Genomic DNA, 15,089 nt, shown 5'->3' with positions numbered 1-15,089 from the left:
CTGTCCCCGGCTACTGTGCATGGGGTTGTTTTCGCGTTTTTTGTTTTGCGGCTTTGAAAATGGGGCCTCAGAGCAGCGGCCGATAGACCTCGCCGATCCGCGCCGCTTCGGCATCGAGGCTGAATCTTTCGAGCACCCGCACCCGCCCGCGCTCACCCATCGCGGTTGCGGCAGCCACATCGCGCATCAGCGGCTCCAGCGCCGCAGCCAGCGCATCGGCATCTCCGGTCGGGATCAAAACGCCGGTCACGCCGTCCTCGACCACGAGTTCGGCCGCGCCGGCGCGCGCGGCGACCAGCGCGCTGCCGGCCGCCATCGCCTCGATCAGCGTCAGGCCAAAGCCTTCGTTGCGTGAGGTGAAGGCGTAGATCGTCAGCCGCTGATACCAGCGCTGCACCTGTTCGATCGGCAATTCGCCGGTGATGACGATGCGCGCTTGCAGGCCGGCAGCCTCGATCCGCTTCTTGAGGTCGTTCGCAAACGGCGTCTGCTCGGCCGTGACCTGGCCGACGATGATCGCGGCGAAATCCGGATGGCGCGGCAGCAACCGGCACATCGCATCGACGAACAAATCCGTGCCCTTCTGCGCGCGCACGCGACCGAAGCAGCCGATCGCGTAGCGGCCGGGCAGCCCGGCTTCCGCGAACGCCGCGGCGCGATGGATTGGCGGCGCATAGACATCGGTGTCGACGCCATGCGGGATCACGGTCGCATGCACCTTCAGGAACGAGGCCGAGATGTCAGAGGTCGCAATGATCGCGTCCATGCGGCGGATCAGCCAGCGCGTGATCCAGCTGTGATGCCGCTGCGCCGCCGAGGTGAACACGAGTTTTAACGGCCAGCCGAGCGCGCGCAGCAGCACGCCGACGATCATCTCGTCGTTACGCCGCGCGTGCCAGATCAGCGGCGTCTTCCGACTCCACAATTTCAGGAGGTTGGCAACATTCAGGCGCGCAATCCCCTCCGGCGCGTCGGAGCCGAACCAGCCTGCGCGAAACAGCTTTGCCAGCCGCGGCGCCACCATCCGGTTGGTAGCGGTGACCCCGGAATAGCGCCTGTGCAGATTTGGCACGATCACTTCGAGATCGCCGGGGGAATTCGCCACGTCATGCTCCGCTTCGTTGACCCCCTATACGCAACATTAAGCATAGTGACCAGTTCAGCCGCGCCGATACCCCCTCTTCACCACGCAAACGTTAGCTTGGCGCGTTGATCGAAGACGGGTGAGACCATGACTGTGCTAGTCACCGGCGGCGCCGGCTATATCGGAAGTCACACGGTTCTGGCGCTGGCGGAAGCCGGCGAGGACGTCGTCGTGATCGACGATCTCTCCACCGGTTTCTCCGCGTACCTGCCGGAAGGCGTGCCGCTGTTCATTGGCGACGCCGGCGACGAGAATTTGCTCGAAGGCGTGATCGCCCAGCACAACATCGAGAGCATCATCCATTTCGCAGGCTCCGTCGTCGTGCCGGATTCGATGCGCGATCCGCTCGGCTATTACCGCAACAATTTCACGACCGCCCGCAATTTGCTCAACGTCGCGGTCAAGCGCGGCATCGACCGCTTCATCTTCTCCTCGACCGCCGCCGTCTACGGCAATCCGGATCTGGTGCCGGTGCCCGAGCACGCGCCGACGCGCCCGCTGTCGCCCTACGGCTCGTCGAAGCTGATGACCGAGATCATGCTGCACGACGTCGCCGCCGCCTACGGCATGCAGTACGTGACCTTGCGCTATTTCAACGTCGCCGGTGCCGATCCGCAGGCGCGCATTGGCCTTGCCACGGTCGGCGCCACGCATCTGCTCAAGATCGCGGTGGAGGCCGCGACCGGTCAGCGCGCCAAGATCGACGTGTTCGGCACCGACTATCCGACCCAGGACGGCAGCTGCATCCGCGACTTCATCCACGTCACGGACCTGTCGCAGGCGCATCGCTCGGCGCTCGCCTACTTGCGCAATGGCGGCGCCTCGACGACGCTGAATTGCGGCTATGGCCGCGGCTATTCCGTGCTGGAGACCATCGACGCGGTGCGCCGGGTCTCGGGCCGCAGCTTTGCCGTGCAATACGCGCCGCGCCGGCCCGGCGACATCATGACCATGGTTGCCGACACCAGCCGCATTCGCGGCCTGCTCGACTGGAAGCCGCAATACGACGACCTCGAGACCATCGCGGCCCACGCTCTCGCGTGGGAGGACAAGCTGTTCCGCGAGCGCCACGGCGAACTCCGCCACGCCGCCTCGGCCTAGATTCCATCCCAACGCAAGCCCTTAATTGGGCTTGAAAAACCCCGCTTTAGCGGGCACAGAGGCCATTCGATCCCTGACGCGCGCGCAGGCCTTTCCCTGCGCCGTCAATGGACACCGGATGGCCCAGTTTCCAAAGAAAATCACCGACGATCCCTATGCGGCAGCGGTCCTGATTCGCCGCCTGGTCACGGAACAGGGCGTCACCTACTGGCGGCGCTACCTCGTTGCCTTTGCGCTGATGGCGGTTGCCGCCGGATCGACCGCATGTGCGACCTACGTGCTCGGCCAGGTCATCAACCAGGCCTATGTCGACAAGAACATCCCGGGCATCGCGATGTTCTCGGGCATCACGGTGATCCTGCTGTTCATCAAGGGCGTGGCAACCTACGGCCACATGGTGATTCTCACCAAGATCTCCAACGCCATCCTCGCCACCAACCAGCGCCAGCTCTTCGCCAAGCTGATGCGCGAGAGCGTCGGCTTCTTCTCCGAGCGGCACTCGTCTGAATTCCTGGCAAGACTGACGGCCGGCGCCAAGTCCATCACCGATGTCCTGAACATGCTGGTCAATGCGGTCGGGCGCGACCTCATGATGTTGCTCGCCATGATCGGCGTGATGGTGTGGCAGGATCCGGTGATGTCGTTCATCGGCCTCGTCGCCGTGCCGCCGGCGATGCTGGTACTGCGCAAGCTGGTCAAGCGCATCAAGGGCCTCGCCTTCAACCAGTTCACCGGCACCGCCGATATCATGGAGACCATGCAGGAGTCGCTGCAAGGCATCCGCACGGTCAAGGCGTTCACGCTTGAAGAGACGATGCAGAAGCGCATCGACGAGAACATTGCGATCGTCGAGCGCAATGCCAACAAGATGGCGCGCGTCGCCAATCGCTCCAACCCGCTGATGGAGATGCTCGGCGGCTTCGCGGTCGCCGGCTGTTTGCTTTATGGCGGCTACAGCGTGGTCGCGCTCAATGCCACGCCCGGCGCGTTCTTCTCCTTCATGACCGCGTTCCTGATGGCGACCGAGCCGGCCAAGCGGCTGGCGCGGCTCAACATCGACCTCAACAGCCAGCTCGTCGGCGCGCGCATGCTGCTCGAAGTCGTCGACAGCCCCGCGAGCGAGCATTCCGACGACGACAAGCCGCCGCTGAAACTCTCCGACGCGCGGATCGAGATGCGTGACGTCAGCTTCTCCTATCGCACCGGCGAGACCGTGCTCAACCGCATGAGTTTTGTTGCCGAGCCCGGCAAGGTCACCGCGCTGGTCGGCCCGTCCGGCGGCGGCAAGTCGACTGTGCTGGCGCTGCTGCTGCGCTTCTACGAGGTGACGCAAGGCGACATTGTGATCGACGGCCAGTCGATCGGCGCGATCTCGCGAAAGTCGCTGCGGGCGCAGACCGCCTATGTCGGCCAGGACGTCTATTTGTTCCGCGACACCATCCGCAACAACATCGCCTTCGGCAAGCCCGGCGCGAGCGGGGACGAGATCATCGACGCCGCGAAGGCGGCCTGCGCGCATGATTTCATCATGAGCTTCCCGCTCGGCTACGACACGCCGGTCGGCGAGCACGGCACGCAGCTCTCGGGCGGCCAGCGCCAGCGCATCGCGGTGGCGCGTGCGCTGATCAAGAACGCGCCGATCATTCTGCTGGATGAGGCCACCGCCGCACTGGATTCCGAGTCCGAGCGGCAGGTGCAGGAGGCGATCGAGCATCTCTGCCAGAACCGCACCACCATCGTGATCGCGCACCGCCTGCACACCATCATGCACGCCGACGCGATCCTGGTGGTCGAGGGCGGCGAGATCGTCGAGCAGGGCCGGCATGACGAGCTGCTGCGCCGCTCGGGCCGCTACGCCTCGTTCTTCCGCCTGCAGCATCACGGTGCCGGCGCTCTGGCGCCGATCAGCGCAACCGCATAGAGTTCGTTCCACCCCAAGAGCAGCGAGACCGCTACATGAACGCCGCCTCCTACGTCATCCCGCTCCCAACTCAGCCGTCGCTTCCCGTCGTCGGGGAGAGCGGCCGTTATCCCGTGCGCCGCATCTGGTGCGTCGGTCGCAACTATCTCGAGCACATCCGCGAGATGGGCAATGACGAGCGCGCCCCGCCGTTCTTCTTTGCCAAGCACGCCGACATGCTGGTGCCCGACGGCGCCACCATTCCCTATCCACCGCTGACCAAGGACCTCCATCACGAGGTCGAGCTGATCGTCGCGATGAAGAGCGGCGGCCTCAACATTCCCGCCGACAAGGCGCTCGACCATGTCTACGGCTATGCCGTCGGCATCGACCTCACCCGCCGCGACCTCCAGATCGCCTCGCGCAAGAAGGAGCGTCCGTGGGAGGTCGGCAAGTCGTTCGACGGTTCTGCCCCCGCCTCCGCCGTGCAGCCGGCGTCGAAGATCGGCCATCCCTCGAAGGGCAAGATCTGGCTGACGGTCAACGGCAAGGAAGCGCAGAAGGGCGACCTCACCGAACTGATCTGGAACGTGCCGGAGATCATCTGGCAGCTCTCGCAGCAGGTGAAGCTCGCCGCCGGCGACATCATCATGACAGGTACCCCGGCCGGCGTGTCGCAGCTCCAGCCCGGCGACAAGCTCGAATGCGGCGTCGACGGCGTCGGCACGCTGAAGGTCTCGATCGGCCAGCCTGAGTAAGGCTTACGGCGGCTCCAATAAAAAGGCCCCGGAATGTCCGGGGCCTTTTGCATTGGCGGACGATGCCGATCTACCAGGCCTTCACCGACCGATCGGCGTGGCTTGCCTGCGGCACACCGCGATTGAGCGACATGTGCGAATGCACGCACAGCCAACCATCGCCATGTCTTGAAAACACCATCGTGGCCCGGCCGGGGCGCGGAAACGCGCTGCCGTCGGGATGATAGCCCGTGCTCGTCCACGGCACGATCACGGTCGCCATCGTGCCATCGGACGATGCCAGGATCGAGGCCTGGTCGATGACGAAACGGAAGTCGGCCGTCTTGGGCCAGACGTTGTCCCATTGCGTGGTGACCCATTGGTCGAGGCCGGGAATGACGTCGTTGTGCGTGCCGAAGGCCAGCACATCCGGATGGAAGAGCGGCCGCGCCGAAGCATAGTCGACCTCGCGGACATAGCCCGCGAAGGTTTCCAGCCACTGGCGAAAGAACTGCGTGATCTCGGTATTCGCGGTCGGCAAGGAGGCCATCGCCTGCTCCATATTCGGCAACTCAATCTCGGCAATCTTGTTGCCATGGGGCGAACCGTCCAGCAAGATATGTGGAGAGCACCGGTGGAGATCGATCGACGAACCGGTCCGATTGCATGGAGTCAGACTCATGAGACGCCTTCTCCTGCTTGCGGCCACGCTTATCGTCTCGTGCAACGTTGCCAGCGCACAGTCCAGTCAGCCCTATGCCGGCCTTGAGCATCGCCCCATCAAGGCGCTGTCGCACCAGCAGATCGACGATCTTCGAGCCGGACGTGGCATGGGCCTGGCGCTCGCCGCCGAGCTCAATGGATATCCCGGTCCGAGCCATGTTCTTGAGTTCGGTGATCGGCTTGATCTGACCGCGGATCAGCGCATCCAGGTTCAGCGCCTCTTCGATGCCATGAAGCAAGAGGCGGTCCCGCTGGGTAACAAGCTGGTCGAGCAGGAAACGGAGTTGGACGGGCTCTTCTCCGCCCGCGTCGTGACATCGGAATCACTCAAGGCGACCCTCGCCGCCATTTCGGAAACCCAGGCACTGCTCCGCGAAAGCCACCTCAAATATCATCTGTCGACAACCGCCTTGCTCGATCGGAGCCAGATGCAGCGGTACGCGGAGCTGCGCGGTTACCAACGCCCTGATGGCTCCGAAAAACACAAGCACCATCATTAGACGCGGTCACCGCAGCGCCGACAGCACGATGAGGCCGAGGACCAGCGCCGTCAGCGAATATTTCAGCGTGTAGTAGACGCTACGATTCCACGCCTTGACCTTGCGACTGGCGAGATGGATCTCGTAGAGCTTGCCGAACACCTTGTTGAGCACGCCGACGCTCTCGCCGTCGACGTTCTGGGTTGCTGAGGCCTTGACGATGTGGTGGCTGACCCAGCGGTTGATCACGGTCATGAAGCCGTACTTCATCGGACGCTCGACGTCGCAGAACAGGATGATGCGGTTGATTTCGGTCGCATTCTCCGCACTGTGAATGAAAGTCTCGTCGAACATGAAGGCTTCGCCGTCGCGCCAGACGCATGCGACGCCGTCGACCAGGATACGGCACTTGTCCGAGTTCGGCGTGACGAGGCCGAGGTGATAGCGCAGCGAGCCCGCGAAAGGATCGCGGTGCGCGCCGAGCTTGCCGCCGGGCGGCAGCATCGCGAACATCGCGCCGTGCACGCTTGGGATCGCGTTGAGCAGCTCAACTGTCTGCGGACACAGCGTGCGCGCCGAGGGCAGGAAATCGTCGTACCATTTCAGGTAAAACCGTTTCCAGCCGCTCTTGAAGAACGAGTAGAAGGCCCAATCATTGTTCTTCGCGGCGGCGCGAATGAAGCCTTCATCGAACAGGCGAACGGCCTCGTCGCGAATGGTCTCCCAATTCTCGCTGAGGGGCTTCAGCTCGGGAAACTGCTCGACCGGAACCACAGGCTTGTTCGGCACGGCCGAGCCCGCATACATCAGCACATTGTAGGGCGCGAGATAGGTCGAGTGATCGCCGAGCTGGCGCGCAAAACGCAGCCGCTGCTTGCCGCGGAAATGAACGTAGATCGTTGATGCCGCCAGTACATAGAGAATGACGAGCTGCGGCGCAAAAAGCTGTTTCAGCATATCCCCAACCCAGAGACTTAGCCGGGGACGTGATCTACCCCGGGCCGGCCCAAGCGGCAAGGTCAAGGCAGGCGCGGGCGGGTTGCTCCGCAGGTTGTGATCGGGATGATCCGCACCGTGCACAATTACAGATCGCGGCCGGCGGCACCGTCAATCCCGGCGTTGCGGGCTATATCCGGCATGATATTCTGGCTGCGCAGGAGCGGTATGGGGAGAGGGTCTTGGCGATGTCGCGTTGCTGGCGGGCTGTTCGCTCGCGCTGTTTCTGGCCGGACTGTCGGGACCCGTAACAGGCCAAGGGGCGGCTCTCTTGCCGCCGCCAAGCAGCAAGACTCCGGATCGGGAGCTGCGCGGCCAGTGGCTACGGGCCGGGCAAGGGCTTGCCTGCAAGGTCGAAGCCGGAAAGCGCGTTGCTGCGCCCGATCCCGACATACTCAGCTTTGCCTGCCAGCGCATGGGCGCGCTCGGCGTCGGTATCTCGGAGGCGTCACTCAAGGCCGTGCTCGGCGAGCCGCATCGCAAGCTGCCGCCGGCGAACAACGCCGCGACCTATGTGTACTTCCTCGGCAAGGCCGACCGGTTCCCCTATCTCGCCGCGGCCGTGAAGGCGAACCGCGTTCTTGCGCTGCAGATCAGCGGGACGGCGCCGGCCGCCGCCTACGGCTTCAACCAGGTCAATCTCGGTGACAGCACCGAGAAACTCAGGGCGCAGTTCGGCAACCCCTTCCATGTCGGGCCGAGCGGGCTGGGGAAGACCGAACTCTGGACCTACGGGCCGTGGCCTTCTCGTTCGAGGTGCGGGAGGACCGCGTCACCTCGATCCGGATCAGCGATCCGGCCGTTGGGGCAAGGTAGATTCGATTGCGCGCGTGCCGGTCACACCCGCGACAGCGCCTGGAGGCCCTTGAAGGTCAGCCGCTTGGGGTCGGTGACGCCGGCGAGATAAAGCCGGCGGATGAAGGCGATGACGGCGTCGCGGTCGCAATCGGTCAACGCGACGACGGCGTCGACCGCGATCTTCTGGGCTTCCATTGGGCTCACCTCGGCCTTGCGAGTAACCCCGGCCGAGACAGGCTAGGACTCATCCGTTAAATCGGCGTTAACCGTCCGCCAGCATGGCCGATTCACCTGGGTGGCCGTATACGCAAAACAACGCATTGCCCGGCGCGCGATCAGGAATACTGCATCACGCCGTCATCGATCTTGCCGAAGCGCAACGAAATGACGTCGAGCGCGTAGTTCTGATAGAGCCGCCACGGCTGCTTCGAGCCCTGCTTCGGCAGCTTGCCGACCGAGCGCTGCACGTAGCCTGACGTGAAATCGAGCGACGGCTGCGCGGTGATCTCGGGGTCGTCATTATGCGGCATGCACTGCCGGAAATTGTGCCGGTCCATGTAGTTGATGAGCCGGCAGACATATTCGCAGGTGAGATCGCATTTCAGCGTCCATGACGCGTTGGTATAGCCGAGGGCCGACGCCATGTTCGGCACGTCGGCATACATCATGCCCTTGTAGGTGAGCGTGTTGGCGAAATCGACGGCGCGGCCATCGACATTGATTTCGAGACCACCGACGACCTGGAGCACCAGCCCCGTCGCGGTCACGACGATGTCGGCCGCAAGCTCGCTGCCGTCCTTCAGGCGGATGCCGTCGCGCGTGAACGTGTCGATCTCCTTGGTGACGACGGCGGCGCGCTGCTCGCGGATCGCCTTGAACAAGTCGCCGTCCGGCACGAGACACAGCCGCTGGTCCCAGGGATTGTAGCGCGGGGTGAAATGGGTCGCGACGTCGTAATCAGGACCAAGCGCCATCTGCACGCCCTTGAGAACCAGCTCCTTGACCTTCGCAGGCCGGCGCCGGCTGAGCTGGAAGAAGAACATCCCCCACATCACGTTGCGCCAGCGGATCAGATGGTAAGCCAGCCGCGTCGGCAGATTGCGGCGCAATTTGTTGGCGACGGGATCCTGCGCCGGGCGCGACACCACATAGGTCGGCGAGCGCTGGAGCATGGTGACCTGCGCAGCCGTCCTGGCGAGTTCCGGCACCAGCGTCACTGCGGTCGCGCCCGAACCGATCACGACGACGCGCTTGCCCGCGCAGTCGATGTCGTCGGTCCATTTCTGTGGGTGCACGATGCGGCCGGTGAAATCCGCAACACCCGAAAACTCCGGCGTGTATCCGGCCTCGTATTTGTAATAGCCCGAGCACATGAACAGGAAATTGCAGGTGAAGCGCACGGTCTCGGTCGCGCCCTCGCCCGCGATGCGTTCGGCCTGGACGGTCCAGCGCGCCTCACTCGTCGACCACGCCGCGCGCTTGACACGATGGTGGAAACGGATGTGCTTCTCGACGCCGTTCTCGACTGCGGTCTCGCGCACATAATTCAGAATCTGCGGCCCGTCCGCGATCGCCTTCGGATCGGTCCACGGCTTGAAGGAATAGCCGAGCGTGAACATGTCGCTGTCGGAGCGGACGCCGGGATAGCGAAACAGGTCCCAGGTGCCGCCGATGCAGTCGCGCCCCTCGAGGATGACGTAGCTCTTGCCGGGGCACTTGGTCTGAAGGTGATAGCCCGCGCCGATGCCGGACAGGCCGGCACCGACGATCAGCACGTCGAAATGGTCTGCCATTACGTTTCTCCTCGGACGCAGTCGGTCGCATCTCAGATGTCAAAATAGCGCAGCCGCGTAAGCAAGGACACGGTTGACCGCCCGACGGCTACAACTACTATAGGTGGTTCTCATACTTACGCACAGTCTTCGATTTCAACTCACCATTTTGCGGGGGCTTCATGTTTGGCAGCAATGTGCTGGATATCGCAATTGGCCTGATTTTCACTTTTCTGACGGTCAGCTTGATCGCCAGTACGGTAACGGAGGCGCTTTCCTCGGCCATGTCCTGGCGGGCGAACACGCTGTTCGAAGGCGTCAAGAAACTCTTGAACGATCAGAACTTCACTGGACTGGCAGTGGACATCTACAACCACGGCCTGGTGAACGGTCTTTCAAGTGGCACCACAACCGCTGGGACCCCTCCGTCGACCAAGCCATCCTACATCGATCCAAAGCTGTTTGCGTCCGCCCTGACCGACGTGGTCAACCTCAATCCCACTCAGACGGTTGCCGAGTTGAAGGCGAGCATAAGCACTGTTCAGGACCAGCAACTGAAGGACGTTCTCAACGGAATCGTCGACCGCACGAACGGCAATTTCGGGCAGATTCGCGACGAGATCGCCTCATGGTTCGATCAAAGCATGGAGCGGGTCTCGGGCTCGTACAAGCGCAAGACGCAACTATGGTCGCTCATTATCGCTCTCGCTGTCGCTATCCTCTTGAACATCGACACGATCAACATTGCGGCCACGCTATGGAATCAGCCGATCTTGCTCAAGGGTATCTCGCCGTCGGCAGGTTCGAATGCTGAGCAGGCGCTAGCGGAACTGAAAAAGCTCCAACTGCCCTTCGGTTGGGGTAATGGCGTCTTCGGGAATTTTTTCTCGGGTGTGAACTGGCTGCTCGTCATTCCCGGATGGCTCATCAGTGCCGTCGCCGCGCTGTTCGGCGCGCCATTCTGGTTCGACACGTTGCAAAAGTTCGTTCAATTGCGCGGCACCGGGCGGGACCAAAAGAAGCAATCCTGACCGGCGTTACACGTCCAGGTGCTACATAAGGCGATGGCCGGGTTTGCACCCGGCCATCCTTGATTCAAAAAGCAGGAGCCATTTCGCTCAGTAGCGATAATGATCGCTCTTGTACGGGCCTTCCTGCTTGACTCCGATGTAGTCGGCCTGGTCCTTGCGCAGCTCGGTGAGCTTGACGCCGATCTTGGCGAGGTGCAGGCGCGCGACCTTTTCATCGAGAGACTTCGGCAGCACGTAGACTTCCTTCTTGTACTTGCCGTCCTTGTTGTTGGCGAACAGCTCGATCTGCGCCAGCGTCTGGTTGGTGAAGGAGGCCGACATCACGAAGGACGGATGACCCATCGCATTGCCGAGGTTCACGAGGCGGCCCTCCGACAGCATGATGATGCGGTGCTTGTCGGGGAATTCGATCTCGTCGACCTGCGGCTTGATGTTGGTCCACTTCAGGTTACGCAGACCCGCGATCTGGATTTCGTTGTCGAAATGGCCGATGTTGCAGACGATGGCGCGATCCTTCATCGCACGCATGTGCTCGATCGTGATGATGTCCTTGTTGCCGGTCGCAGTGACGAAGATGTCGGCGCGCGGAGCGGCGTCTTCCATCGTCACGACCTCGTAGCCTTCCATCGCCGCCTGCAGCGCGCAGATCGGATCGACTTCGGAGACCATGACGCGGCAACCAGCCTGGCGCAGCGAGGCAGCCGAGCCCTTGCCGACGTCGCCGAAGCCCGCGACCATCGCGACCTTGCCCGACATCATCACGTCGGTGCCGCGGCGGATGCCGTCGACCAGCGATTCACGGCAGCCATAGAGATTGTCGAATTTCGACTTGGTGACGCTGTCGTTGACGTTGATGGCCGGCCAAAGCAGTGTGCCGGCCTTCTGCATGTCATAGAGACGATGCACGCCCGTGGTGGTCTCTTCGGAAACGCCCTTGATGCTCTTGGCGATCTCGGCGAAGTAGCCCTTCGGCTTTTCCTTGAGCTGCTTCTTCAGAAGCGCGAAGAAGACTTCCTCTTCTTCCGAACCCGGCTTGTCCAGGAACTTGGTGTCGCCATTCTCGGCGCGCAGGCCGAGATGGACGTACATGGTGGCGTCGCCGCCGTCATCGAGAATCATGTTCGGGTGACCGCCGCCGTGCCAGTCGAACAGCTTGGCGGTGTAGTCCCAATATTCAGCAAGCGTCTCGCCCTTGACCGCGAACACCGGAATGCCGGCCGCCGCGATCGCAGCCGCCGCGTGATCCTGCGTCGAATAGATGTTGCAGGAGACCCAGCGGACGTCGGCGCCGAGCGCTGCCAGCGTCTCGATCAGCACGCCGGTCTGGATCGTCATGTGCAGGGAGCCGGCGATGCGTGCGCCCTTCAACGGCTGCTTCGGGCCGTATTCTTCGCGCGTGGCCATCAGGCCCGGCATCTCGGTCTCGGCCAGCGAGAGCTCCTTGCGGCCGAAATCGGCGAGCGAAATGTCCTTGACGATATAATCGGTGAAGCCGGGCTTCGCGTTCATTGCGGAGGTCCTGTTGTTGAAGTGGTCATTCCAGGTCGCCTAACGAGGCGAACCCGGACTCTCGACATGATGGATATAAGGATCCCGGGCTCGCCGCCGTGGCGGCGGCCAGGAATGATTGGTACTTAGACCGCGCGCTTGAGCGCTTCGACGAGGTCGGTCTTCTCCCAGGAGAAGCCGCCCTCGTTGTCGGGCGTGCGGCCAAAATGGCCGTAGGCCGAGGTACGCGCGTAGATCGGCCGGTTGAGGTCGAGATGGCTGCGGATGCCGCGCGGGGTGAGGTCCATCGCCTTGGCGGCGGCCTTCTCGAGCTGGTCCTCCGGCACCTTACCGGTACCGTGGGTGTCGATGTAGATCGACAGCGGGCGCGCCACGCCGATGGCGTAGGCGAGCTGCAGCGTGCAGCGGTCGGCAAGACCGGCCGCGACGATGTTCTTGGCGACGTAGCGGGCCGCATAAGCCGCAGAGCGATCGACCTTGGTCGGATCCTTGCCGGAGAACGCGCCGCCGCCATGCGGGGCCGCACCACCATAGGTGTCGACGATGATCTTGCGGCCGGTCAGGCCGGAGTCACCATCGGGACCGCCGATGTAGAATTTGCCGGTGGGGTTGATGTGCCAGATGGTCTTCGGCGTGATCCAGTCCGCCGGCAGCGCCTCGCGCACATAAGGCTCGACGATGTCGCGAATTTGCTTGGAGGAGATGTCCTCGACCAGATGCTGATGCGACACCACGATCTCGCGCACGCCGACCGGCTTGCCGTTCTCGTATTGCACGGTGACCTGGCTCTTGGAGTCGGGACCCAGCACCTTCTCGCGGCCGGAGTGGCGCGCTTCGGAGATCAGGCGCAGGATCTTGTGGGCGTAGAAGATCGGCGCCGGCATCAGATCGGGCGTCTCGTTGGTGGCATAACCGAACATGATCCCCTGGTCGCCCGCGCCTTCTTCCTTGACCTCGCCCGGCTGCAGCGCATCGACGCCCTGCGCGATGTCGGCCGACTGCGGATGCAGCAGGATCTCGATGTCGCAGGTCTTCCAGTGGAAGCCATCCTGCTCGTAGCCGATGTCCTTGATCGCATTGCGAACGACACCTTCGATCTGCTCGTTGGTGACGGATGCGGGACCGCGGGTCTCGCCCGCGATCACGACCTTGTTGGTGGTCGCGAGCGTTTCGCAGGCGGCACGAATTTGCCAGGGATCAATGCCGGCTTTCGGTCCTTCGCGGTAAAACAGATCGACGATCTCATCGGAGATCCGGTCGCAAACCTTGTCCGGATGGCCTTCGGACACGGACTCGCTGGTGAAGAGATAGGACGCGCGCATCAGTAACCCCTTGTTCCGCCACTCATCGGCGGTCGTTTGCGATGTTTACCCGTGATTAAGTCAATCCCGCCGGCGCGAGATCACGTAGGATTCGTCGTAGAACCAGAGCCCGTTATACTTGCGCAACACGTCCCTGGCGGCATCCAGAGTGCGGCCGCTTTGAGCCATTTCTGTCAACCGGTCGTCCTCGATCTGAGCGACGTACACCGCCGCGTTCCACGCTGCAAAGGCCGTCGAGGTTCCGATAGTGCCTGTCACCTCGTTGGGCAGAGCTTCCATATCATACCTGAAGATCGAGCGGTTATCTGCATAAGCATTAAAATTTAAGTCGCGGCCCACTGAGCCGAGCTCGTACTTCACTGCGCGCAATAGCTCATGACGGCTCACTGAGAAAGGATTTTCTCCGGGCCAGATCGCCTGGATCATTTCCATGCCCGGATCCTGACCGTGGGAGTGAATACCGATCAGGCGGCCGCCTCCCCGCAGGGCCCGCGCCAAGGGCGCAATGATCCGTTTTGCCCGAAAATTGACCGAGGACAGCGCCCGGTATGGCTGGGAGGCAATAACGAGGTCGAAATTCGCCTCGGTCTGGCCCGGCCGCGGAATGGTCGAATCGAGCAGAAACCGCTGGTCTTCGCGGTAGAGCACCAGCACGACGGGCCGCTCATACAGCGGCATGCCGGTACGCGGGCTGACCGCCGCGCGCCAGTTCTGCTCCAAAAACGGCTTCAGTTCCGCGATCTGGGTCTCGAACTCGCCCGAGGACGCGCCCCGCAGGGGAACTTCGTGCCAGACCGTCGCGGCCGCCGCCGCGGGCGATGCCGGCGTAAGCCAGGGCGCCTCCGAGTAGAACATGTTGGTAAAGACGAACACCGACGCCGGATGCTCGAAAATGCGATCCGGCACCTTCTCCAGCGTCAGGCGCAGGTCCTCGAGGCTGAGCTCCTTGCCGGCGACATAGAACGGCATGTGCGGAAAGCGCTGATGCATCGAGCGCAGCACGCGCGCCAGCACCGTGCCGTCGCCGACGCCGGCGTCGAACACCCGCAGCGCCGGCGGCCGGGGATGGATGCTGGCAAGCTCCAGCGCCACGCGCTCGGCGATCACCCGCTTCTCGCTGCAGGTGTGGACGAACAGCAGGTATTTCTGGCGGTTCTCGAAAAAGCGGAAATTGCCGCGTGGGTCGCGCTTTTCCGGCGGCACCTGAAGTCCCCGCGGCGGCGGAACGCCGCCGGCCATCGATGCGGCCATGTAGGCCTGGATCCGCTCCAGCGTGTCGATGGTGATGCGCTTGCCCTCGCGCAAGCGGTGCACGAGCTTCCCATCATTCACCGCGCGCCGGCCGAACGTCGATTCCGCCATGTCCGCCTTGCGGCAGAACTCGGTGATCTGGCTCAGGATTTCGTCGTTTTTCATCGAGTGGGACGCGGTGGGCAGGAGGGGTTGGCCCTGCCTCCTAGCAAAATCTGCCCACTGAGGGAATAGGGGAAGTGGCGCCTCGGTTCGCCGTCCGCAACAATGAAAGCCCTGAACCACTGCGCCCTGCCGGGCAACAAACAGGCGCCTCCTCCTCCTTG

At 63.0% G+C, this 15,089-nt stretch carries 14 protein-coding genes; 6 read left to right on the top strand and 8 right to left on the bottom strand.

The features are described from left to right. Window positions 1–67: 67 nt before the first annotated feature. On the bottom strand, window positions 68–1,105 hold the full coding sequence (locus IVB31_RS25330) for a glycosyltransferase family 4 protein (protein WP_247329169.1): 1,038 nt from the start codon (window positions 1,103–1,105) through the stop codon (window positions 68–70). A 126-nt stretch (window positions 1,106–1,231) separates the two neighbouring features. Between IVB31_RS25330 and galE the strand changes: the two genes are divergently transcribed. From galE to IVB31_RS25315, 3 genes are all read left to right on the top strand, one after another. Then, a complete protein-coding gene (gene galE / locus IVB31_RS25325; protein ID WP_247329167.1) occupies window positions 1,232–2,245 on the top strand; it encodes a UDP-glucose 4-epimerase GalE in 1,014 nt (337 codons plus the stop codon). A 118-nt stretch (window positions 2,246–2,363) separates the two neighbouring features. Next, the gene (locus IVB31_RS25320; RefSeq protein WP_247329162.1) at window positions 2,364–4,166 is read left to right on the top strand and encodes an ABC transporter ATP-binding protein; all 1,803 of its coding nucleotides are present in this window, start codon (window positions 2,364–2,366) and stop codon (window positions 4,164–4,166) included. 35 nt (window positions 4,167–4,201) lie between these two features. Beyond that, window positions 4,202–4,903, top strand: a complete 702-nt coding sequence (locus IVB31_RS25315; protein ID WP_247329159.1) for a fumarylacetoacetate hydrolase family protein — start codon at window positions 4,202–4,204, stop codon at window positions 4,901–4,903. Between the two features lie 70 nt (window positions 4,904–4,973). Here the strand turns inward: IVB31_RS25315 and IVB31_RS25310 are convergent, their stop codons facing one another. After that, complete coding sequence (locus IVB31_RS25310) at window positions 4,974–5,432, bottom strand: nuclear transport factor 2 family protein (RefSeq protein WP_247329157.1); 459 nt, start codon at window positions 5,430–5,432, stop codon at window positions 4,974–4,976. A 130-nt stretch (window positions 5,433–5,562) separates the two neighbouring features. On the opposite strand from IVB31_RS25310, the gene IVB31_RS25305 reads away from it, so the two are divergent. Continuing rightward, a complete protein-coding gene (locus IVB31_RS25305; protein WP_247329155.1) occupies window positions 5,563–6,105 on the top strand; it encodes a hypothetical protein in 543 nt (180 codons plus the stop codon). A gap of 6 nt (window positions 6,106–6,111) precedes the next feature. Here the strand turns inward: IVB31_RS25305 and IVB31_RS25300 are convergent, their stop codons facing one another. Beyond that, the gene (locus IVB31_RS25300; RefSeq protein WP_247329153.1) at window positions 6,112–7,041 is read right to left on the bottom strand and encodes an aspartyl/asparaginyl beta-hydroxylase domain-containing protein; all 930 of its coding nucleotides are present in this window, start codon (window positions 7,039–7,041) and stop codon (window positions 6,112–6,114) included. A 235-nt stretch (window positions 7,042–7,276) separates the two neighbouring features. Between IVB31_RS25300 and IVB31_RS25295 the strand changes: the two genes are divergently transcribed. Continuing rightward, window positions 7,277–7,987 carry a hypothetical protein gene (locus IVB31_RS25295; RefSeq protein ID WP_247329151.1) on the top strand — a complete coding sequence of 237 codons (711 nt, stop codon included), beginning with the start codon at window positions 7,277–7,279 and terminating at the stop codon, window positions 7,985–7,987. Here IVB31_RS25295 and IVB31_RS25290 read toward each other — a convergent pair. Continuing rightward, on the bottom strand, window positions 7,918–8,073 hold the full coding sequence (locus IVB31_RS25290; RefSeq protein WP_167768006.1) for a hypothetical protein: 156 nt from the start codon (window positions 8,071–8,073) through the stop codon (window positions 7,918–7,920). The two genes, IVB31_RS25295 and IVB31_RS25290, sit on opposite strands and share 70 nt — an antisense overlap. A gap of 140 nt (window positions 8,074–8,213) precedes the next feature. Next, complete coding sequence (locus tag IVB31_RS25285) at window positions 8,214–9,671, bottom strand: NAD(P)/FAD-dependent oxidoreductase (protein ID WP_247329149.1); 1,458 nt, start codon at window positions 9,669–9,671, stop codon at window positions 8,214–8,216. A 161-nt stretch (window positions 9,672–9,832) separates the two neighbouring features. Here IVB31_RS25285 and IVB31_RS25280 point away from each other — a divergent pair, with 161 nt between their 5' ends. Continuing rightward, complete coding sequence (locus IVB31_RS25280) at window positions 9,833–10,681, top strand: hypothetical protein (protein WP_247329146.1); 849 nt, start codon at window positions 9,833–9,835, stop codon at window positions 10,679–10,681. 87 nt (window positions 10,682–10,768) lie between these two features. Here the strand turns inward: IVB31_RS25280 and ahcY are convergent, their stop codons facing one another. The 3 genes from ahcY to IVB31_RS25265 form a co-directional block, all read right to left on the bottom strand. Beyond that, a complete protein-coding gene (ahcY, locus tag IVB31_RS25275) occupies window positions 10,769–12,190 on the bottom strand; it encodes an adenosylhomocysteinase (RefSeq protein ID WP_247329143.1) in 1,422 nt (473 codons plus the stop codon). A 125-nt stretch (window positions 12,191–12,315) separates the two neighbouring features. Further along, the gene (gene metK / locus IVB31_RS25270) at window positions 12,316–13,512 is read right to left on the bottom strand and encodes a methionine adenosyltransferase (protein WP_247329140.1); all 1,197 of its coding nucleotides are present in this window, start codon (window positions 13,510–13,512) and stop codon (window positions 12,316–12,318) included. Window positions 13,513–13,572: 60 nt separating this feature from the next. Further along, window positions 13,573–14,928 (bottom strand): hypothetical protein, encoded by a 1,356-nt coding sequence (locus tag IVB31_RS25265; protein WP_247329214.1) that lies wholly within the window; start codon window positions 14,926–14,928, stop codon window positions 13,573–13,575. Window positions 14,929–15,089: the final 161 nt, after the last annotated feature.

This window comes from Bradyrhizobium sp. 21, assembly GCF_023073335.1.
Lineage (GTDB): Bacteria > Pseudomonadota > Alphaproteobacteria > Rhizobiales > Xanthobacteraceae > Bradyrhizobium.
This window is presented reverse-complemented; position numbering and strand designations above follow the sequence as displayed.

Excerpts from the sequence above, each read along its gene's own strand:
- ahcY (WP_247329143.1), bottom strand. The coding sequence starts at position 12,190 with ATGAACGCGAAGCCCGGCTTCACCGATTATATCGTCAAGGACATTTCG.
- IVB31_RS25320 (WP_247329162.1), top strand. The coding sequence starts at position 2,364 with ATGGCCCAGTTTCCAAAGAAAATCACCGACGATCCCTATGCGGCAGCG.
- galE (WP_247329167.1), top strand. The coding sequence starts at position 1,232 with ATGACTGTGCTAGTCACCGGCGGCGCCGGCTATATCGGAAGTCACACG.
- IVB31_RS25265 (WP_247329214.1), bottom strand. The coding sequence starts at position 14,928 with ATGAAAAACGACGAAATCCTGAGCCAGATCACCGAGTTCTGCCGCAAG.
- IVB31_RS25285 (WP_247329149.1), bottom strand. The coding sequence starts at position 9,671 with ATGGCAGACCATTTCGACGTGCTGATCGTCGGTGCCGGCCTGTCCGGC.
- IVB31_RS25310 (WP_247329157.1), bottom strand. The coding sequence starts at position 5,432 with ATGGCCTCCTTGCCGACCGCGAATACCGAGATCACGCAGTTCTTTCGC.
- IVB31_RS25305 (WP_247329155.1), top strand. The coding sequence starts at position 5,563 with ATGAGACGCCTTCTCCTGCTTGCGGCCACGCTTATCGTCTCGTGCAAC.
- IVB31_RS25280 (WP_247329146.1), top strand. The coding sequence starts at position 9,833 with ATGTTTGGCAGCAATGTGCTGGATATCGCAATTGGCCTGATTTTCACT.
- metK (WP_247329140.1), bottom strand. The coding sequence starts at position 13,512 with ATGCGCGCGTCCTATCTCTTCACCAGCGAGTCCGTGTCCGAAGGCCAT.
- IVB31_RS25290 (WP_167768006.1), bottom strand. The coding sequence starts at position 8,073 with ATGGAAGCCCAGAAGATCGCGGTCGACGCCGTCGTCGCGTTGACCGAT.
- IVB31_RS25300 (WP_247329153.1), bottom strand. The coding sequence starts at position 7,041 with ATGCTGAAACAGCTTTTTGCGCCGCAGCTCGTCATTCTCTATGTACTG.
- IVB31_RS25315 (WP_247329159.1), top strand. The coding sequence starts at position 4,202 with ATGAACGCCGCCTCCTACGTCATCCCGCTCCCAACTCAGCCGTCGCTT.